Origin of the sequence: Chitinophaga cymbidii (genome assembly GCF_007992715.1) — a bacterium.
In the GTDB taxonomy this organism is placed as follows: domain Bacteria; phylum Bacteroidota; class Bacteroidia; order Chitinophagales; family Chitinophagaceae; genus Chitinophaga; species Chitinophaga cymbidii.
In genome coordinates this window covers 234,061-255,158 of the sequence record NZ_BKAU01000004.1, presented here as the reverse complement: position 1 = coordinate 255,158, position 21,098 = coordinate 234,061, and the positions used below count along the sequence as shown (strand labels likewise).

Annotated in this window: 13 protein-coding genes; 3 read left to right on the top strand and 10 right to left on the bottom strand. The window is 51.7% G+C overall.

Annotated features, from left to right (window positions below):
* Positions 1-239 precede the first annotated feature (239 nt).
* Positions 240-1,778: an alpha-N-arabinofuranosidase gene (locus CCY01nite_RS17260; RefSeq protein WP_146864437.1), complete on the top strand. Its 1,539-nt coding sequence runs from the start codon at positions 240-242 to the stop codon at positions 1,776-1,778.
* A 68-nt stretch (positions 1,779-1,846) separates the two neighbouring features.
* Here CCY01nite_RS17260 and CCY01nite_RS17255 read toward each other — a convergent pair whose 3' ends face one another.
* Complete coding sequence (locus tag CCY01nite_RS17255) at positions 1,847-3,406, bottom strand: family 43 glycosylhydrolase (RefSeq protein ID WP_146864435.1); 1,560 nt, start codon at positions 3,404-3,406, stop codon at positions 1,847-1,849.
* Between the two features lie 158 nt (positions 3,407-3,564).
* Between CCY01nite_RS17255 and CCY01nite_RS17250 the strand changes: the two genes are divergently transcribed.
* Both CCY01nite_RS17250 and CCY01nite_RS17245 read left to right on the top strand, forming a co-directional pair.
* Positions 3,565-6,759, top strand: a complete 3,195-nt coding sequence (locus CCY01nite_RS17250; RefSeq protein WP_146864433.1) for a ligand-binding sensor domain-containing protein — start codon at positions 3,565-3,567, stop codon at positions 6,757-6,759.
* The gene (locus tag CCY01nite_RS17245) at positions 6,756-7,529 is read left to right on the top strand and encodes a response regulator transcription factor (protein WP_146864431.1); all 774 of its coding nucleotides are present in this window, start codon (positions 6,756-6,758) and stop codon (positions 7,527-7,529) included. The genes CCY01nite_RS17250 and CCY01nite_RS17245 overlap by 4 nt, the downstream gene beginning before the upstream one ends.
* Here the strand turns inward: CCY01nite_RS17245 and CCY01nite_RS17240 are convergent.
* From CCY01nite_RS17240 to CCY01nite_RS17200, 9 genes are all read right to left on the bottom strand, one after another.
* Complete coding sequence (locus CCY01nite_RS17240; protein ID WP_146864429.1) at positions 7,526-8,638, bottom strand: glycoside hydrolase family 88/105 protein; 1,113 nt, start codon at positions 8,636-8,638, stop codon at positions 7,526-7,528. The genes CCY01nite_RS17245 and CCY01nite_RS17240 overlap by 4 nt on opposite strands.
* Before the next feature lie 172 nt (positions 8,639-8,810).
* Positions 8,811-9,278, bottom strand: coding sequence for a protein-disulfide reductase DsbD domain-containing protein (locus CCY01nite_RS17235; RefSeq protein WP_146864427.1), 468 nt, complete (start codon positions 9,276-9,278; stop codon positions 8,811-8,813).
* 24 nt (positions 9,279-9,302) lie between these two features.
* A complete protein-coding gene (locus CCY01nite_RS17230) occupies positions 9,303-11,597 on the bottom strand; it encodes a Gldg family protein (RefSeq protein WP_146864425.1) in 2,295 nt (764 codons plus the stop codon).
* 11 nt (positions 11,598-11,608) lie between these two features.
* Positions 11,609-12,535 carry an ABC transporter ATP-binding protein gene (locus CCY01nite_RS17225; protein WP_146864423.1) on the bottom strand — a complete coding sequence of 309 codons (927 nt, stop codon included), beginning with the start codon at positions 12,533-12,535 and terminating at the stop codon, positions 11,609-11,611.
* 26 nt (positions 12,536-12,561) lie between these two features.
* Positions 12,562-13,965 carry a TlpA family protein disulfide reductase gene (locus tag CCY01nite_RS17220; RefSeq protein WP_146864421.1) on the bottom strand — a complete coding sequence of 468 codons (1,404 nt, stop codon included), beginning with the start codon at positions 13,963-13,965 and terminating at the stop codon, positions 12,562-12,564.
* Between the two features lie 159 nt (positions 13,966-14,124).
* Positions 14,125-15,504, bottom strand: coding sequence for a RagB/SusD family nutrient uptake outer membrane protein (locus CCY01nite_RS17215; RefSeq protein ID WP_146864419.1), 1,380 nt, complete (start codon positions 15,502-15,504; stop codon positions 14,125-14,127).
* A 29-nt stretch (positions 15,505-15,533) separates the two neighbouring features.
* Positions 15,534-18,824 (bottom strand): SusC/RagA family TonB-linked outer membrane protein, encoded by a 3,291-nt coding sequence (locus CCY01nite_RS17210; RefSeq protein ID WP_186831117.1) that lies wholly within the window; start codon positions 18,822-18,824, stop codon positions 15,534-15,536.
* 333 nt (positions 18,825-19,157) lie between these two features.
* Positions 19,158-20,318 carry a FecR family protein gene (locus CCY01nite_RS17205; protein ID WP_186831116.1) on the bottom strand — a complete coding sequence of 387 codons (1,161 nt, stop codon included), beginning with the start codon at positions 20,316-20,318 and terminating at the stop codon, positions 19,158-19,160.
* Positions 20,319-20,383: 65 nt separating this feature from the next.
* Positions 20,384-20,965, bottom strand: coding sequence for an RNA polymerase sigma factor (locus tag CCY01nite_RS17200; protein ID WP_186831115.1), 582 nt, complete (start codon positions 20,963-20,965; stop codon positions 20,384-20,386).
* Positions 20,966-21,098 lie beyond the last annotated feature (133 nt).

Genomic DNA, 21,098 nt, shown 5'->3' with positions numbered 1-21,098 from the left:
ATCGGGGGATGTAAATACGGGGTGGAATGGATGAACGGGAAACGGACAGGATAATTTCCATCCTTCCCCATCATCAATTACTGTCAATTATACACTACTAAATATTCATCATAATGAAAGATAAATCGATATAAACATGCATTAATATTCGACATAACGATCATCATCCGGAAATTACATGTAAAATTGACAATTATTTATTTTATCTTGTGGTTCTTCCACAAAACTTGCACCACGATATGAAGAAAATCCTTTTTGCCGCAGGCATGCTGTTCGCCACAACGACCGCATTTGCCCAACAAACTGCCAGCCTGGTAGTGGACGGCGCCCCCCGGAACGTGATCAGCCGGCATATCTACGGCCATTTCTCAGAGCATCTCGGCCGCTGTATTTATGACGGCTTCTGGGTAGACGAAAGTCTGAACGTGCCCAAAAAAGACCGCATCCGCCTGGACGTGGTAGAAGCGCTGAAAAAGATCAATATTCCCAATCTCCGCTGGCCCGGCGGCTGCTTCGCGGATGAATACCACTGGCGGGACGGCATCGGTCCCCGCACGGAGCGCCCCAAAATGATCAACACCCACTGGGGCGGCGTTACGGAAGACAACAGCTTCGGCACCCACGAGTTCCTGGAACTGTGCGAGCTGCTGCAATGCGAGCCCTATATTTCCGCCAACGTGGGCAGCGGCACGGTAGACGAGATGTCCAAATGGGTAGAATACCTCAATTTTTCCGGCCTCAGCCCCATGACGGAATTAAGAAAGCAGAACGGCCATGCCGCTCCCTGGAAAGTGAGCTTCTGGGGCGTGGGCAACGAAAGCTGGGGCTGCGGCGGCAATATGACCGCGGAGTATTACGTGGGCGAATACCGGCGTTATGCCACCTACGCCCGCAACTACCCCGGCGCCCCACTGAAAAAGATCGTGAGCGGCGCCAACTCCGGGGATTATCACTGGACGGAAACCTGTATGAAAGGCATTCCCCTCAACCAGATGTGGGGCCTCTCCGTACACTACTATACCGTCCCCAAAACATGGGGCGACAAAGGTTCCGCCACAGCCTTCTCTGAACAGGAATATTTCACCACCATGCAGAAATGCCTGTTCATGGACACCCTCGTGACCAAACACAGCGCCATCATGGATAAATACGATCCGAAAAAGAGAGTGGCCCTGGCAGTGGACGAATGGGGCATCTGGACCAACGTGGAGCCCGGCACCAACCCCGGCTTCCTCTACCAGCAAAACAGCCTCCGCGACGCCATGATCGCCGCCGTAACGCTGAACATCTTCAATAACCACAGCGAACGGGTGCGCCTGGCCAATCTCGCGCAGACCGTAAACGTACTGCAGGCCCTGGTGCTCACAGAGAAAGAAAAAATGCTGCTGACGCCCACCTACCATGTGTTCGACCTGTACAAGGCGCATCACGACGCGAAGCGTTTGTCCATTCAGCTGAACAGCCCGGACTACAACGTAGGCGGCGAAAAGATCCCCGCGCTGAACGTATCCGCCTCGCAGGATTCCACCGGCACGGTGCATATTTCCATCGTGAACATGCATCCCTCTCAAAAGGTCAGCCTGCAAACCACCCTGAAAGACGTAAAATGGAAAAATGTAACGGGCCAGGTGATCACCTCCGCGAAATTCACGGACGTGAACACTTTTGCCGCCCCGGATAAAATCAGGATTCAAAAATTCGACGGCGCCCGCAAACAGGGCGATCAGCTGACGGCGGTATTGCCGCCGCAATCGGTGGTGATGCTGGAGCTGAAATAGACTTTTGGAAAAACAGTGAACGAAAAGGGGATGAACTGCCTATGCGGTTCATCCCCTGATTTTTTACGTTATTCCCCTACAGGGATAGGGATATCCACACCGGTTGCTGTGGCGGTGCCGAAATTGGGCGAGCCGTCCGCGTTCCAGCTCAGCTTTTGCATTCTTGGCGTTCTGGCGCCATTGGTGGTAGCGGGCACGCTGCGGGCGTGATATACAAACCAGGTTTCGTTGCGGAATACGCCGTTGGGATCTGTATAGCTGCTGGTGAAGAAGCTGTTATGTCCCGGTCCGTAAACGCCGTTCGCATCATTCCTTACAAAGACCTGTTTTTTATTGATCCAGTCGGCCGCCACGGTTGGATTGCCGCCGCTTTTCAGCTGTATCTGCGCCAGGCAGTAATTGTCACTGGTATAACGGCTGGCGGAATAAATGACAAACACCGGGCTGCCGGCGTCTTTCTGCAGCATAATGGGACCTTCATTAACGCCCGCGCCGATAGAATTAGGCTCGTGCTTTTCCCAGGTATTCGTTGGTGATGATATTTTTACCCGCGGGCCATTGATCGTCCAGGGGTTCGACATGGGAGCCAGGTAGATGTACTGTTTGTACCGGGAGGCTGTACTCTCCCATCCTGACCAGATAAAATAATTATTCGAACCGATCGTCAATACGGAACCGTCGATGGCCCATTGATCGCTTGGATCGGTGATCTTGCCTTTAAGCGTCCATGTTCCGGTCATGGGGTCCGCATTCCCGTTTTCCAGTACCCACATCCGGTGATTGTCTCCCCCGCCATCGTTCGCGGCAAAATAGATATACCATTTACCGGAAAGGAAATGCAGCTCGGGCGCCCATATATTCGAAGAATAGGCCGTACCGGCGGGCGGGGTCCATATCACCGATTCCGTTGCTGTGGACAGTAATGACATCGAAGTTGTTTTCCTGAGGCCCAGCTTGTTTCCCCGGGTGTACATGAAATAGTAGTAACCGTCTTTTTGTGTTACATACGGATCAGGTCTGCTGGCGTTGATCAGCGGGTTCTGAAAATTGACGTTATGGAAATGAAACAGGTCCTGCGTGCCGCTTACGGAAGACAGTTGCCTTATTTTTCTTCCGGGAACATCATCTCCGGGGTCCACCGCCATTTTCATACCGGTAGCCTTGTTCACCAGCGAATACATATTGTTGCTGCCGGAATAGGTAATGGCCCAGCGCTGTGCGTCGGAACCATCATCCGTACCCTGTTGCAGAATATCCCCTGATGTTGCCGAGGGCGACTTCAGGCATTTGTTGCTGGTGACGTTGATCAGCTTATAATAGGTGGCATCCACTTTTACCAGTTTCCATTTCTGCCCGTTGTTCGGAAACCAGTACCACTGCTGAATTTTCTGGTTTTCAGCCGTTGAGTTGCCGGTAACTTCCACTACGGGGCCGCCGGGCATAGACGACTGCCCTCTGATGCGGTAAATGGCGCCATCGATCAGCGTGCCCAGTGGCGGTGCGGCGCTGATCTGGCCTTCCAGTTTAATAGTTGCCGGATCATTTACATCTTTTGATGTTTCTTTTTGGCAGGCGGTCGCTAATATCGCCATGAGTACGACCAGCTGGGGAAAGGTTCTGTTTTTCATAAAGGGGAATTTTTGTGTCGTGGAAAAAGAGATTTTGGGTATTACCTGTCAGGTGTAACCAAAGGAAAGCAATAATGCCTGTAAATTCTGATCATCTTTTTGTCGATTCGTCTCACGCGATCAGATGCTATTTATTATATCTTTGACAGTCATACATTATGCGGTTTCTTTCTTCACTTGTTCTTTCCACGGGAATAATTCTTTTTGCTGCTTTTGCATGCAAAGGGCAATCTCTTTACTTTAAACACTACCAGGCGGATGACGGGCTGGCGCATAATTCCGTCACCTCCATCATACAGGACCGGAAAGGTTTGATGTGGATCGGCACCCGCGGGGGGCTGGACCGTTTTGACGGCTATACTTTTAAAAACTGCAGGGATGAAAAAAACAAATTCGGCAATGTAGGGAACAACCGCATCACCGCTATTGCGGAGGACCATAACGGAATGCTGTGGGTCGGTACCGGCAAAGGAGTGTTCATGTATGATCCCTACCAGGAAGTCTTTACCGCGCTTGATACAGCACCGCAATCATATATAGACCGCCTGTTGATAGATCATGAAAACAACCTGTGGTTCCTCGTTAATACTTCGCTGTACAAATACGATCAGGCAACAAAAAAGCTGGAAGATCTTAAAATGCAGGTAACCTGTATCACCATTGACAGCAGCAGGAATGTATGGATCGGGAACAGGGACGGCGTTATCGGTATCTACGACCCGCGAAGCAGATCGGTTATAAACCGCGTGCGGATAATTGACCAGCATGTGCCCGCGAACCTGCGGTCTATCAGCAAAATATTGCCCGCCGGTGAAAACAGGGTGTTGATAGGATGCTTTCAACAGGGGTTGAAAAGCTATGACATGCAAACAGGAGAGATCCATACCATACCGCTGCAAAAAAGCCACAATACCGATATATACGTGCGCGATATCACCGCTGCCGGCAACGGGGAATACTGGATAGCCACGGAATCCGGTATCTATGTTTACAATGCGGCTACCAACACCAGCGTTAACCTGCGCAAACGGGCGGACGATCCCTATTCCATTTCAGATAATGCCGTTTACGCGGTGTACAGGGACAACCAGGGCGGCATGTGGGCAGGCACCTTTTTTGGCGGATTGAATTACTATTCGAAGGAGAACGCCCGGTTTAAAAAATACTATCCGGTGGCGGGCACCAATTCCATAACGGGCTATGCCGTACGGGAAATCTGTTCGGACGATAAGGGTAACTTATGGATCGGTACGGAAGATGCGGGCATCAGCAAGTTTGACCCGGAAACAGGAAAATTTACCAACTATACCGCAGGCGGAAAAAAAGGAGATATTTCCTATCCTAACGTACACGGCTTGCTGGCCCTGGGCGATCAGCTGTTCATCGGCCCGTATTACAAGGGGATGGAAATAATGGATATGCGCACCGGCCTGGTAACGGAACGTTTCAAGCTCATTGGAGAAAAGAACGGCGACGCGGGTGATTTTGTACTGTCCATCTATCTTACCAGGGACAGCACCTTGCTTGTGGGCACAGGATACCACAGTTCCGGTTTGTTTACGTACGACAGGCAGCGGAAGACATTCAGCCGCATCAGGGAAATACCTTACAACTCGTATGTTTTTGACATTTATGAGGACAGCGAAGGCAATATCTGGACGGGCAGCGTGCAGCTGGGGGCGTTCTATTACAATCCACGGACGGGGAAACATGGCAATATCCGCTTTGGGGATTCGGTCAACAATACCGTCATCAACGAATTCCCGGTATATGGCATACTGGAAGACAGCAGCCGCGCCATGTGGTTTACTACGGAAGGCGGCGGTCTGATCAGGTTAAGTCCGGACAGGAAGACCTTAAAAAAGTTCAGTACCGAAAACGGTTTGCCCACCAATATCCTGTTCCGTATGCTGGCAGACGATTCGGGGCATTTGTGGATCAGCTCGCTCAAAGGATTGATATGCTTTGATATCCGTACAGAACAGTTCAGCACTTACACGAAATCCAACGGGCTGATCACCGATCAGTTCAACTTCAGCTCGGCTTACAAAGACAGCCATGGTAAAATGTATTTTGGATCTGTAAAGGGAATGATCGCTTTTGACCCGAAGGATTTTGAACAAACAGCGTCAGGGCCTCCCACTTATATCACCGGCTTCCAGATCAACAACAAGGAAGTGATCCCCCACGTGAAAAACAGTCCGCTCGACACCTCCATTCTTTATACAGACACCGTTGTGTTGGTGTACGATCAAAACAATTTCAGCATTGAATTTGCCGCCTTGAATTATTCATCCCCGGAAGTGACCCAATACGAGTACCTGATGCAGGGACTCGATAAAACCCGCACCTATTTAAGCAAAAACCGTAAAGCCTATTTTACCGACCTGTCTGCCGGCGATTATACGTTCACCGTGCGGGCCCGCAGCAATACGGGTAGCTGGACGGGGGAAGAGCGGCGCCTTTTTATCAGGATACTTCCCCCCTTCTGGAAAACCTATACCGCTTATTTTGTGTACCTGCTCGTATTGATGACCATCCTGTTCTGGGCCATACGCTACTATCACCGTTACCTGGAGCATAAGAACCTCAACAAGCAGAAGCTGTTTGAGCACGAAAAGGAAAAAGAGATTTACCAGGCGAAAATCGAGTTTTTCACCAATATCGCGCATGAGATACAGACCCCGATCACATTGATCCTGGGGCCGGTGGAGCTGATGGCTAAAAAGGCGGAGGAAGAAGAAATGAAAAAAAGCCTCCTGATGGTGAAAAGGAACGCCAAACGCCTGGCCGAGCTAACCAGCCAGCTGCTTGACTTTCGTAAGACCGAAATACACCAGTTCGGGTTAAACTTCGTCAATACCGATATCAGCAGGCTGCTGAAAGAACAAATTGCAGCATTCAGGGCGGAAGCCGAAAAAAGCAATATATCCCTGCATGCCGGGCTGCCTGAAAATTCCTTTATAGCGTTTATAGACAGGGAAGCGCTGATAAAGATCTGCAGCAACCTGATCTCGAACGCCATCAAATACGCCGCTACCACAGTCAGCGTAGCTTTAGTGGCGGAAAGTGCGGTGGACGGACAATTTACCATCCGGTTCAGTAATGACGGGAAAGGCATCCCTCCTGAATTCAGAGAGCGGATATTTGAGCCGTTTTTCAGATGGCGCGGCAAAGACAAACCCGGCACCGGGATCGGGCTTTCACTGGCCAAATCCCTGGCGGAATTACATAACGGCTCGCTAAAGCTCGTATCCGGCAATACAGATATGATCGTTTTTGAGTTAATTTTGCCGGTCCATCAAAAAATTGAATTTAAATTAGGCAGTTGGAAAAAGATAAAAAAAGCATGACCTACAGAATTCTGATCGTAGACGATAACGAAGATATCCTGGAGTTCCTGTCGCAGGTGCTGGGCGACACCTATACACTGCATCTGGCCGGCAACGGAGAGATCGCACAAAAGATACTGGACGCAGAGATCGTAGACCTCATCATATCGGACATCATGATGCCGGGGATAGATGGTTTCGAGCTTTGCCAGCTGATCAAATCGAACGTTGAATATTGCCACATCCCGGTAGTACTGTTGACGGTCAAAAATACTTACCAGTCGCATATCGAAGGTCTGGAAGTGGGAGCCGACCTCTATATTCAGAAACCATTCTCCGCGGAACTGCTGCAGCTGCAAATAGCCAACCTGCTGGAAAACCGCGCGAAGATAAAGACCCATTTTGCCAGCTCGCCTTTTGAAGACGTACGTGTGATGGCGCATTCCAAAACCGACGAAGCCTTCCTGAACAAGCTCGACGAGTACATCCGTAAAAACATCAGCGACCCGAACCTGCATATCGATCAGCTGGCCGAACATATGAACATGAGCCGTCCGACACTCTATCGCAAGATAAAATCCCTTTCCACCTTATCGCCCAAAGAGCTGATCAATATCACCCGCCTTAAAAAGGCTACGCGCTTGATCGCGCAGAATGAATTTACGATGTCCGAGATCACCAGGATGGTGGGTTACAGCAGCCAGAGCCTCTTCAACAAAAATTTCCAGCGGTACTTCAATGTTTCTCCCGGGGAATACATCAATTCCCTGGACAAGGATCAGGCGAATTAGTCGGTCACCTTTTCCAGGAGGGCGTTCACACACCAGAGATAGGGCGCCTGGCCGTGATAGTCGCCTGTTCTGCGCGGGCGGTCGTAATAGTATTGTTTGTCATTCTTTTTATTCGTTCCAACACAAACCTCGGCCACAGCGCCCTGCTCATTCACATACGGCACCATCGCCATCCATGCCTTCCGGGCCGCCGGCGCATATTGCCTGGCATTCAGCCATCCATGTTTAACGCCTGTGATGAAGGCATAGGCGAACATGGCCGAGCCGGAGGTTTCCGCCCAGTAATCCGGTTCATCGATCAACTGGTTCCACATGCCGTTCGGCCGCTGATATTTTTTCAGGCTTTTCATCATCTTCCGGTAGCCTTTCATGATACGCGGACGGTCCTTATGGTCCTTTGGCAGGTAACGTAGCAGCTCCGTTACACCCGCGGCCATCCATCCATTGCCCCGCCCCCAGTAATAAGGAACATCCGGTGCATGGTAAAAAAGGCCGTTCGGGCGTTGCAATTCATCCAGGTACAACACCATTTCCCTGGCGGCGCGATCGAGGTATTTGAGGTCCCTGGTCACTTTATAGGCTTGTGTCTGCACAATGGTGATCATATACATATCATCGATCCACAGGCGCGTTTGCCAGCTATATCCTTTCTCCGCCCATTCTTTTTCTTTAGGCTTCGCATTACCAGGCACTTCCCACTGGGTGTTCGCATATGGCATGCCTAATTCAAAATATTTTTTATCCCCGGTTATTTGATAAAGCTCCAGCGGCAAGCTGCCGAACATGTTCAAATCCACATGATTCTTAATCGGCAGCAATTGCTTCTCCGAAGTTATCAGCAGTTCAAACTTGTTTTGCAAGAGGGTCATGAGGGCGGTATCGCCTGTTAATGTGGCAAATTTAAGGCCGCCGCTCCAGTAAAATGTTTCCGGGTAACTGATCCATTTCCCGGCATGAAGCGCATGCTTCTTGTCAATAAAACGGTAGGCGATGAGCTTCCCCACTTCTTCGGGAGCATACCCTTTGGGAAAGCCGGTCAGCGTATTTTTCTGGGCAAACAGGAAGTGGAAAGGCAGAAGGAGTAACGTGGTAAATAATCTTTTGTACACAATAATAATTTTGGCATTAAAGTAACCCAATTAAGACCGCAAAATCTGTTCAATTGTTTGTCGATTTATATCAGTTTGTGATGTGTCGTTCCTGCTGTCTTCTCTCAGATAATGGAATTAGTATCTCATAAGTAAAAGGCCGCCTCTATTTCTTTTGAGACGGCCTTTTATGTTATTTTACCGTTGCCGGTATTTCCACGGCGAATGCCGCCAGCTCTTCCGGCATGCACATCTCATCTGTACATACCTGGTAACGAACGGTACCTTTAATGACCGTCTTCGCCTTTGTTTTAAGGGTGATGGACTGTACAAAATCCACCGTCCCTTCATACTGATGATGCACCACGTTCAGTTCCCTGACCGTGTACTTTTCCAGCCGGCCGATCTCCTTTACCGGCCCACCAAGTGCCAGGATCGGATTTTTGGAGAATTCGATCCTGGTGGGCGTGGCGATGGCGCCTTCCGGCTGATGCTGGCTATATAGGTGCCAGCCTTTCTCCAATAAAGCGGTAAGATGCAATTCCGCTTTCCGGCCTCCCAGATGCTTTACGGTGTATTGCCAGCTAACAGGTTCCTTTTGCTGGGCATGAAGACCGTATGTGATACCAAGCAGGCACATTACTATCAGGCAGCGTCTCATATATGCATTTTTAACAGTTTAATGTCAGCTCCGTTTACGCCTTACAAGCGTCCACGCTCCGGCGCCGAAGATGAGCGCGGGGATGGCGCCGAGCAACAGGTATTTAAGCGTCTGCACGCCTGCGCGGCTGACCTTGAACTTCCTGTCCGGCGGCTCCGGCCTGTCCGTATTCACCGGATACACATCATTGCTCAACCACTTAAAGGTATAAATACTGAAATAAAAATTAGCCACTCTGGGTTTCGCTCGCGCCAACTCTACATTATTCATCAGGTCCGCATCCCCGAGTATCATGATCCTTTGCGCCTTCCCCTTCACATCCCGGGAAAGCGCCAGCGCAACGGGGAACGTTCCGCGCCGGTCTCCTGCTTCCGCCAGAAAGCTCACATGGGTAGAATCATCATTATACTTCCCAGCCTTGTTCCAGGTATCGGCGGGGTTGTTGAAAAGCAGGGGCATGACCTTGTAGGAGCCGTTTTCGTCATACTGCAATCCGGAAGCGCCAGAGAGGCTGACCTTTATCCTGTCTTCCAGCAGCTTTTCAAAAACGGGTGACAGTATGACCGCTTGTGTGTCTATATCAGCGAAGATGAAATTGGGTGGATATTCCTTGTTGTTCCCTACCACCTGGCCGGGTATAAAATGTACGCCTAGCAGGTCCAGAACAGGTTGCAGCAGTTCCTGCCTGCCGGGTTCCCCGGCAATCAGCATGTTACCACCGGCATCCAGGAAATCTTTCAGCTTGCCGATCTCGGCGGATGTATAGGCCGCTCTCGGGTCCGCGACCACGATGGCGGCAACACCGGCCGGAATATGCTGCTCCGCGAGATTCAATCCGATCACATCAAATCCCTGGTTGATCAGCGAGTAACGGAAGGTCAGTTCCGTTGTCGCGTTTTTGTAGTCCTTATCTCCCGCCCTGGCGAAATCCCTTTCGCCCCTGCCTTGCAGAAAAGCGACTTTAACCGGCGGATGCTGCAGGCGCTTGATAGCCGCGGAGATCTCCGCTTCCGAAGGATAATGCAATATGTCATCGAACGTACGGATAAAGCTGGTCTTTCCGTTCAGGCTCACCTGGCGAACGAGCCGGTTCTCCTCCGGCGCAAGGTCTGCCTGCTGCCGGATTTCGGCCGGCGGAAGGAGCCGGTCAAAATCCATGTTCCGGGAACGGGCTACTTTCTTTGCCAGCTCTTCCAGCGACAGGCCTTTGTTGTTCGTGAACAGTGATTTATTAGGTACAGTGTCGTAGTAATGCACGTAAGACAACTTCATATCCGGCAGGAAACGGGTGTACAGCTCATACTGCTGCATGTCGAAATTCTGCTGCTTCGGCGTGACCATATAAAAATACCTGTCCAGCACATTACCATAGGTGGTGATCTGCAGCGGCTCTTTCACGTTCTTCACGATCTCCCGGCTGGCGGGCGTTAAAGTACGGCTTTTGTGAACGGTCATATCGTAATACAGTGTAAATGCCGGGCGTGAGGTAATATAGCCTGTTGTCAGGCATGCAGCGATCAACAGCGCATATCTACCGGCCTTTACCCAGAACGGTTTGGATTCGCGGGCTGCCTGCAGGTTGAGCATGCTGAAGCCCAGGAACATACCCGTTACGATCGCATAATACAGCACATCCTTGCTGGAAACAAGCCCGCTGATGATCTGGTTTGACCGTCCCGCGATAGAGAGGAAGTAAGTGATATCCCTCACCAGGTCTATATCCTGCCCTATCTTTCCCACATAGTTCAGTACGCTTAGCACCACCAGCGTGCTAATGGCCGCTACTACCTGGTAAGAGGTGAGGCAGGACATGAACAGGCCGATGGCGGAGTAAGCGCAGATCACGAGGAAGATGCCCAACAGACCGGATAACATGAATTTGTAATCCAGCGATTCAATGGCAATGCCTCCTGCGAGCACAATGCAGCTGGCCAGGAACACCAGGAGAAATGCATAACCGGTCATCGCCAGGAACTTGCCCAGCACGATCTCACTGGTGCGTACCGGAGAAGACAGCAGCAGCTTGATGGAACCGCTGGATATTTCCCGACTGACGAGCCCCATTGTCAGCAGCGGTATATACAGGAAAAGCTTGCTCTGTATCTCGTGGAACACGCCATTGTACTGCCGATCCGCAAATATCCTGAAAGAGAGCGACGGAAGGCGCGTACCGATCTGCTGCGCGGCTTCATGCCTCAGCACAAGGTCCGAGAACTGCAGCCCGGCCTGAAAAATGAATACGGCCAGTATCAGCCAGGCGATCGGCGAGTAGAACAATATGCTCAGCTCCAGGCGGGCTATTCTGAAAATTATTCTCATATGCTATAGTATTATGATGCTTTTTGGGAGAGTTGTGCAAAAATCTCGTCAAGCGAGCTTTTCTCCAGCGATATCTCCGTTAAACGCCAGCTTCTTTCGATGGAAACGCGTATAAACGTTTCCGTTATTTTTTCAGCAGTGTTGAAGTGCAGGCGCACCAGTTTGCCGGTCAGGAAAGTGGCCTTTGCAATACCCGGAACCGCTAACAGCTCCGCTTCTTCCGGCGGGTTTTCCATATGGGCCAGCATGCTGGACGGTGCGATATAATTATTAAAGGCGTCCATCGTATTGGCAAAGACCATTCTGCCGCCTTCTATCATTTTGATGTCTTTACAGATCACCTGTACTTCGGAAAGGATATGCGTGGAGAAGATGACAGCCCTGTCCGCCGCAATCTCCTTGATGAGGCTGCGCACTTCAATGATCTGGTTGGGATCGAGGCCGTTCGTGGGCTCATCCAGCACTACCAGCTTGGGGCGGTGGATGATGGCCTGCGCAATGCCCACCCTTTGCCGGTAACCGCCGGAGAGGTTGCGGATCAGCCGGTTGCTGAAATGCGCGATCCCGCAGCGTTCCTTGGCCGCTTCCACCGCCGCCTTCACCTGGTCTTTCTCCACCAGCCGCAATACAGCGCAGTGGGCGAGGTATTCATCCACCGTAAGGTCGAAATGCAATGGCGGATTTTGCGGCAGAAAGCCGATCAGTCGCTTGGCCTCGCGTGGATTTTCCCGCAGGTCGATGCCGTTGATATACACCTTGCCTTCCGTCTGGTTCAGTACACCACAGAGGATGTTCATGGTGGTGGACTTCCCGGCACCGTTGGAGCCGAGCAGACCCACAATGCCGTGCTGGCTGATGTCGAAGCTGATGTCGCGTATCGCCCAGGACTTGCTGTAGCGATGTGACAGCTGTTGTACGCTGACAATATTCTGTTGCATCTGTTTCTTTTTAGCGTGAGGAAATACTATTCGTTATAGATGACAAGAATGGGTATTTCACGCCAGGCCTGATGCAGATGCAGGCCATATTTCGCCAGCTGGTCTTTTGCCGTTTGATAATGCAGGGGCGTATTCACCACCAACCCGTTCTTGCGGTCATGGTACGGCGAAGCCGTCATATCCAGGTAGAAATCCACTTTCATTTCGGGGTCCAGTCCGGTTTCGTCGATGATCTGCGGATGGTCCATGAAGCGGGACAAGCCGTAGTTAAACAGGGTTTCACGGAAGGAACGGTTCCTTGTGCCGATCGAGTCAGTATTATGCAGATAGTATGGCTCGCCTCCTTTCGTTGCCAGCAGTCGTTGTGCAGACGTATCCGCCACCAGTATCCAGCACGGCGTTTTTCTGTGCTCTATTCTTCCTTTGATCGGGAAATAGCGGTTCAGATCTTGCATCACATATTTAAAACGCAAGCTGTCAGGCATGTTTTCGGGGGAAAAGAACTCATAGGTGTACAACATGTCTTTCGAGTACGCATCCTTGTCTGGCCAACGCAGAAAGGGAAAATGCCTGGGATGCGGCGCCCATCGGCCCCTTTCCTCCACCGGCCGGCCGTACAACTCATACAGCGCGCTGTCTGTGATCTCGATGCTGACACGCATCCTGTTGATGTTGGAACCATAATCCGTTGCGCTGCAAAATGCATGATAGAACAGCGACAGGGCCGGCAGATTTTGCAGTTTCAGCTTGCGGACATGGTTGACCGAATCCAGCTGGTCTCCCGTGCGGCTTCCAATACCGGGGCGATACTTCAGCAGGTAGGAATGCCCAACAAAAAGACTGTCCGGCAGCGCGGAAACGGGCGCAGTGGATTCTTTCGGGAAATCGTCTTTCAGCGGCAGGGAGGTGATCTTGCCGGAGAGCATCCCTTCAATGTTCCGCTCATTCACCTGGTCCCCGTCCGTGATAGCCCTCACTACGCCGTTTGGATCGATCCATACCTCGTGCGGGATGATCCGGTGCGGGAACAGGCGGGTCACCAGCGTATCTTTCAGGGAGAAAGGCAGCACCGCGCCTTTGACCACTTCTTTCCGTTCCTGCAACAGTTTATTCACCTGCTCTTCGTTATTGATGGTCACGAGCACGATGTTCAGCCTGTCGTTGAACTTTCTGCGCAAGGTGTCTATAGACGGCATATCAATGATGCAGGCGGGACAGTTGATCGCCCAGTAATCCAGGATCAGCCATTTACCTCTGAAATCCCCGAAGGTGGCTTTCGGAGCGGAATGGTTGATCATGTGCCTCATCGGAATACCTGCGAGTACGGTATCCCCTATCTTCATGGCATGCAGCTGTATGACTTTTTTCTGCGCATGCAGGGCCTGTGTACCGGCGATCATCGCCAGTAGTAATAAAATGAATGTTCTCATATGTATTTTTATTTTTTCCGATGAATGCTTTGAAGCATGCAGCTCCCCTGTCCGCCCTGCATGCAAGGCGGCGGATACTGCGTTATAGATGTGGATGAAAACACCGCGGCTGGCGGTCAGAAAAACGGCCCGGCATCTTTACCCGGGCCGCGGGAAGTTTTACTCGTATCCTTTATTTTGTTCAAGAAAAGGGTTGGCTTGTCTTTCCGCAAAAGGGATGGGCCAGAGCAGATCGTCTTCAGACCAGTTGCTGCCTTTCAGGCTGCCGAGCACAGCGGTGGCCTTGCCGGTCCTTTTAAGGTCCAGCCACCGGAAGCTCCATTCCGAAAAGAACTCCAGCCGCCGCTCCTGCGCTATTGCAGCAAGCGCAGCTTCTTTGCCCATACCGGTGAGCGGGAGCAGGTTGGCTTTTCCCCGGATGATATTCAGATCAGATTCCGCACTGTTCGTTCCGTTGACTTTGTTCAGCTGCGCACGGGCTTCCGCTCTCGTCAGGTACATTTCGGCCAAGCGGAAGGCGATCACGTACTCGTTCTTTTCCGTCCGTTCATGTATAGTCGCCATGTATTTATAGGGATAGTAATAATCCTCATCGCGAACGGTGGTTTTGGCGATCCACTGCGTCTTCCTTTCATCGCCCGCCTCAAATGCGTCCAGCAACGTAGCGGCCAGCGGCCAGTAGGGAACGCTGGTAACATACCAGGGCACGTATTGCAACCCCACAGCGGTATAGAGCGCAGAAGGCTCGATCTGCCAGATCGTTTCAGTGCTTCCTTTTTTGTATGTCACGGCCAGATCGGCCATTTGATACTGATTATCGGAAATGACCAGGCCGGCTTCGGATTCCGCTTTTTCCCAGTCGCCAAGAAAGAGATATGTTCTCGCCAGCAGGGCTGACGCCGTTGCTTTGTTCGCATAAGCGCGCTCTGCGCCGTAATATTCATTCGTCAGCAACGCTTTTGCTTCGGTGAGGTCGTTGATGATCTGCGCATATACCAGCGCCACCTTTTCTCTCGGCAGGGACTGGTTCTTGTCATAGTCGGTAGTCAATACCAGCGGCACATCACCCCATAAACCGGCCAGCCAATAATAGCAGTACGCCCGTAGGAACCGCACTTCTCCCGTCAGCCGTGTGCGCAGGCTTTCGCTCAACTTTGAGCCGGTTAGCCCTTCCAGGGCGGCGTTGCAATCGTATATACTTTTGTAGAGATAGCGCCAGGCAGACGCTATATAAGAGTTATCGATCTGCAGGCTGCTGCTGCAGAACTGGATATAACTCTCATCCGAACCGGAATATTCCACGTCGTCCGCATTACCGGAAGCACAGAAATTGAGAGGGCCCATCAGGCTGTTCAGGGAACTGTAAATGCCGGTAACGGCGGCCTGCGCACTTTGATCGTCCGTGAACACATTAGCTTTCACCAGCTGGTTCACAGGCGGATCTATGGTGAGGAATTTTTTGCAGGATGTCAGCAGCATGGCCGGCAACACCAGGTACCAGCTATATGATAGAATAGAAGAAGGCTTGATGAAATTCATGATAAAACATTTAAATCCTGAAACGGTGGTTAAAAAGATACCTGCACGCCTGCCGTGAGCATTCTCAACGGTGGCAAAACCCGCACGCCCTGGGTTTCAGGGTCATGTCCCTCATAATCCGTAAGCGTCAGCAGGTTCTGGCATTGCAGGTACACTCTGCTGTAGGTGGCATGCATACGCTGGCTGATGTTTTCCGGCAACTGGTAACTCAGCGCCACGTTCTTCAGGCGTATGAAAGAACCGTCTACCACAATGCCGGTGGAGTTCCGGAAGTTGGTCATCGCCGCGGAGGGATCGCCGCCCGATACATAATATTGCTGGAAGCGGCTTTCATCGCCCTTTTTCTGCCAGCGTTCCGCCATCACTGCCGGCATGTTATATCCGCGTATGCCTGCAAGCGAAGCGCTCAACGAGTTCCTGAAATCGCGCGCGGGCCTGTTCACAAACTGCAGGAAAACATCCAGGTTGAAATTCTTCCATTGCAGGTTGTTCCCCCATCCACCGTAATACTTCGTGGTCATATCTTTTATAACTGATCTTCCGGCGTTGAGGTCGAAGGTATAGACGCCTGTTTCAGGACTTACGCCGAGGTACGGGTAAAGCTTGAGAATGCTGAGGGACTGGCCCACCTCGTAAGTGCTTGCATAGCTGGAAGTAGCCAGGTTCGGAAATTCCAACAGCTTGTTGCGCGCAATGGTAATATTGAAAACACTGTTCCAGCGGATCTTCCTGGTCTTCACCGGCAGCACATCCAGCTGCAATTCCACACCGCTGTTCTGTACAACCGCAGGAAGGTTACGGGTAATACCGCTGAAGCCGGTCTGCGTAGGCAGCGTGTAGCTCACCAACTGGTTGCCGCTGCGGTTCTTGAACCAGTCGCCGGAAAAATTGATCCGGTCATTCAGGAAACCCAGTTCCAGGGCGGCTTCCAGCTTGCGGTTATTTTCCCATCCGTAGTCCGCGTTAAAAAGGCGCTGCGGCGAGATGCCTTTGATACCCTGGTAGATGTAAGAAACCGCACCGTAGGTATCCATAAACTGGTAGTCCCCTATCCTGTCGTTCCCCGTAATGCCGTAGCTGGCGCGCAGCTTGCCGAAATTCAGAAACGGCAGGGCTTCCTTCACAAAGCTTTCTTCAGAGAATACCCATGCCGCGCCGGCGGCGCCGAACAATGCATATTGCCTGCCGGGGCCAAAACGGGAAGATCCATCGTTCCGCCCTGTCAGGTTGACCACATATTTTTTCTGCCAGGAATAGTTGATCCTGCCGAAGAAAGACTGGTACCGGTAAAGGCTGTAACGATCCGTTGCCGTAATAAGCCCTGCCCCGGCAATCGAATAAAGCAGCGCTTCACTACTGTAGTTCTCGGCCATCAGCCGCTGGCCCTGGTTGTGGTCCTGCTGCCAGCTCATGCCGAACAGCGCGTCCCAATCGCCCGACTTGCGGGAGGTGGAATACAGCAACTGCGGTTCCAGTATCCAGCTTTTGAAAGCATTGTCTCCAAAATACCCCCAGCCGCTTGTTCTGGAGTTGCCGGGCTGAATGGAATTCAGCGGACGTACAGAGGATTCTTTCAGATGCGTATTGGTGTACCCGGCGTTCAGCTTGAGGGTCAGTTCTTCGGCCAGCTTGTATTCCAGGTTCAGGTTGCTGATCAGGTTATTGGTCGTTGCAACGAAAGTTTCCCTGAAGTTGGCCAGGGGGTTGGTATACACGGAGGAGCCGTTCTCCGTCCATGCAACATCGCCGTTGTCTTCATACAACTTGATATGTGGCATGGCATAAGTCAGCGAGGTCAGATCAGTTGGCAATTGCCGGTTATCATCATTTGAATAATTGACGGTCAGCGAAGCCAGGAACCGCTTGTTATTGCTGCCCTGCGAAACGTTCAGCTGCACGGTGCTGCGTTTGTCTGCCAGCTCTTTCGAGAACACCGTGTTCTCCCTCCGGAATCCTGCGGAGAGGCGCATGCGGGTATTTCCGTTACCACCGGACACGGTCACCTTGGCATCATCCACATTCGCATTCTTTCCGATCAGCATATCCTGCCAGTCCGTATAACGGGTGGTGTCAAACAGCAGGAGGTCCGGCGCATTGACCACGGTGGGCGTCTGGCCGTTGTTCTGCATGGCTTCGCGGCGCATTTCGAGGTATTGCTGTGTGCTCATCATCGGCATCAGATGCGTGGGCCTGCCCATACCGCGATAGTAGTTGAAATCCACGGTGGTCTTGCCGGCAGTTCCTTTTTTGGTGGTGATCAATATCACGCCGTTTGCACCGCGGCTGCCGTAGATGGCGGTGGCATCCGCATCCTTCAGCACTTCTATGCTTTCGATATCCACTGGATTGAGGCTATGGAAAGGGCTCTGGGAGCCCTGTGCACCATATACCACGGTGAGGGAGTTACTCAGCCAGGGAACACCGTCCACCACATACAGCGGTTCGTTACCATTATCGATAGAATTTTTACCCCGTATCATCACAGTGAAGTTGCTGCCGGGCAAACCGTTGGATTGCGTGATCTCCATGCCGGGCACCCTTCCCTGCAACGCGCCCAGCACATTGCTGACCGGTTGCTTTTCTATTGTTTTGCCGGTGACGGTAGACACAGAGCCGGTATTCAGCTGCTGGCTTGAACGGTAATATCCTTTGTTGACGGTGATCTCCGCCAGCGTGGCGGTGCTTGCTGCGAGCTGTATCAGCAGGTCTTCCGGCGCGCTGCGCAGTATACTGCCAGCTTCTTCAGAAGCAGCACCCGCCGGTAATTGGGCGGCAAATGCGCCGTTGGACAGGCGAATGGTGAGGCTGGCAAATCCGATGGCGGAAATATCAACGACCGCATGCGCTGTAATATTCACCAGCGAAAAACGGCCTTCGGCATCCGTAATGGTGCCCGTCTGGCTGTTCCTGACGCGTACCGAAACACCCGGCACCGGCTGGCCGGCCTTATCCACGATCCTGCCGGTTACAGGAATGAATACCGGTTTGTTATCCAGTGGTTTTGCGGCGAATGGCTGGGCGGAAGGAGAAGCGCGGAACAGGAAGATGGTTTTGTCTTCGATCGTAAAGCCCAACATCTGGTCTTTCAGTGCGATCCTGAGGACTTCCTCCACCGGCATGTTCTTTACGGAAAGCGTCACTGGCTTTGTATGTTCCCGGTCCTGCCGGGTGGAAAACACCACGTAATCCGTTTGCTCCCGGATGGCATCCAGGACCTTTTCCAGTGGCAAATTGCTGCCGGACAAAGTAACGCCCTGGGCAAAACCCGCGGCAGAAACGTTGATGAAAGCCGCGGTGAGCAGCATGATGGTCAATTTCATCACCAGCAAGATTTTGGTTACACATCGCTGTAATGCCGGATGAACCGGCAAGCGATCACATTTTTTTTGCATAGATTTGCATTGTTTGGTTGATCAATTAAATAAAGCAGTTTCCTAGGCCGCTTTGTTACGAACGTTCAGCCATCACACACTACCGGATGTGTTACCAGCACTTCCGGTTTTTTTATGGACGGCCTTTATGTGGACTGACGGGGCTGTGCCACGCCAGGAATTTTCGTTTCCTGTACAGGCATGCGTTTCCCCTGCAGCTAATGGCTACCGCTCATGCCTGTACGTAAGAATATGTGATATGTATTTAATTCCTGCCCTGCATCAAGGCATTACGGTCAGCTTCCTGCCCTCCAACCGGAAGCGGACCCCTGTTTTTTCCAGTCCTTTCAATACGCCCTTCAAAGAGGTGCTGCGGCTGATCTCACCTACAAACTCTATCCGGGGAGCATCTGTGGCGAATGCCACTTCTATATCGTACCATCTCGCCAGCTGGCGCATCACTTCCGGCAGGCTGGCATTTTCAAAATTGAATACGCCGTGCTTCCATGCTACGGCCCTGGCCGTATTGGTCTCCCGCACCTGAATAGCACCCGACTTTCCGAGTTGCGCCTGCTGGCCGGGAGATAATATCGCGTGCCGCCCGCCTTTCACGATCTTGATGCTGCCTTCCAGCAAGGTTGTTTTCGTTGCCTCTTCATCCTTGTAAGCATTTACATTGAAGCTGGTGCCAAGCACGATCAATTCTGACTGGTCATCTACCTGCACGATAAATGGACGGGCGGCATCTTTCGCTACTTCAAAATACGCTTCCCCTGTTACTGCCACGCGTCTTTCCTTTCCTGTAAAAGCAGTGGGATAACGCAGCGAAGAAAGGGTATTCAGCCATACGCCGGTACCGTCCGGCAGCAGAATATGGAACTGGCCGCCGCGCGGGGTGGAAAGTATGTTATAACCGATCGTTTCTCCTCCGGCGCTGGCATCATACTGCAAGGCGCCGCCATGCTGACGGATGGCCGTGCCCCCTTGCGCAAGGATCTGATTGCCGGTGCTGTCCAGCATAATTGTGGTGCCGTCCGCCAACGTGAGAACCGCTTTGCTGGTACCCGGCGCAATATCGGCCGTTACCTCCACCACGGTGCCTGCGGCGGGCTGCTTTACCGGTTCCCGCAACAGGAAGTACCCGGCGGCCGCCACGACCAGTACAACTGCCGCCGCTGAAAGCACCCGCCGGAGTACAACATACCGGCGGTCTGCTACCTTGTTTTCAGACAATACCTGCCGCAACACGCCGGCCGTTTCCGTTTCGGAAAGTATCACCGAAAATGGCGCTGAAGCAGCTTTTAACTCCGTTTCAATCTCCTGCAAAAGCCATTCTTCGCTTCCGGACGACCGGATGATCTCCCACAACTCACGCTTTTCGGCAAGGGTACACCCACCTTTTTTATATAGGTCCAGTAAATATTGTCTGCGTGTTGTTTTCATACCGATCCTCGTATCTGAATAAATGAACGATTGAAAAAAGAAAAAGGGGTAGTGCGTAAAAAAAATTAATTGTGCAGGGCCAGCAGCATACATAACAGCCATCCATTCTCCTGCCGCTGCAATTGCAGCCGGATGGTCTTCAGCGCTTCTTTCAGGTGTTTTTTCACCGTTTCCCTTGCAATGCCCATATGGCCCGCCACTTCCTCTAACCGGAGTCCCTCCAGCTTGCTAAGGCGGAACGCGCGGTATTGCTGCGGCGGAAGCTGCTTCATCAGGTGATGCAGGCGGTCCAGCAACTGCCTGTACTGGATTTCGTTAAACGCATTGTGAGACAACGGCCCTTTTTGCAACTCCTGTGCGATGAAGGCATCTTCATTCGCCTTCTTTCGGAACTGGTCATAAATATGATTGCGGGTAAGCGTATGCAGGTAAGCACCGAAATTATCCAGCTGCGGTAGCCGTGCCCGGTTCTGCCACACTTTGGACATGATCTCCTGCAGCACGTCCCTGGTATCTTCCAGGTCATGCAACATTTGATAGGCCACATAACTGATCCCCGGCTGGCATCGCTCGAACAATAGCGTAAAGGCCGCTTCGTCTCCCAGCGCAACACGGCGAAGCAAAGCTTTCTCGTCGTGTATATCCATATTCATCAATGGTTGATCCCCTTTATAAATAACTAAAAATATGCGAGAGCCCGGACAAGATACATATTTTAGCGACATAAGAGACCGTCTTCAAAAGTAATTTGATGGGCTTGAGAATCGCACAGACGAAAAT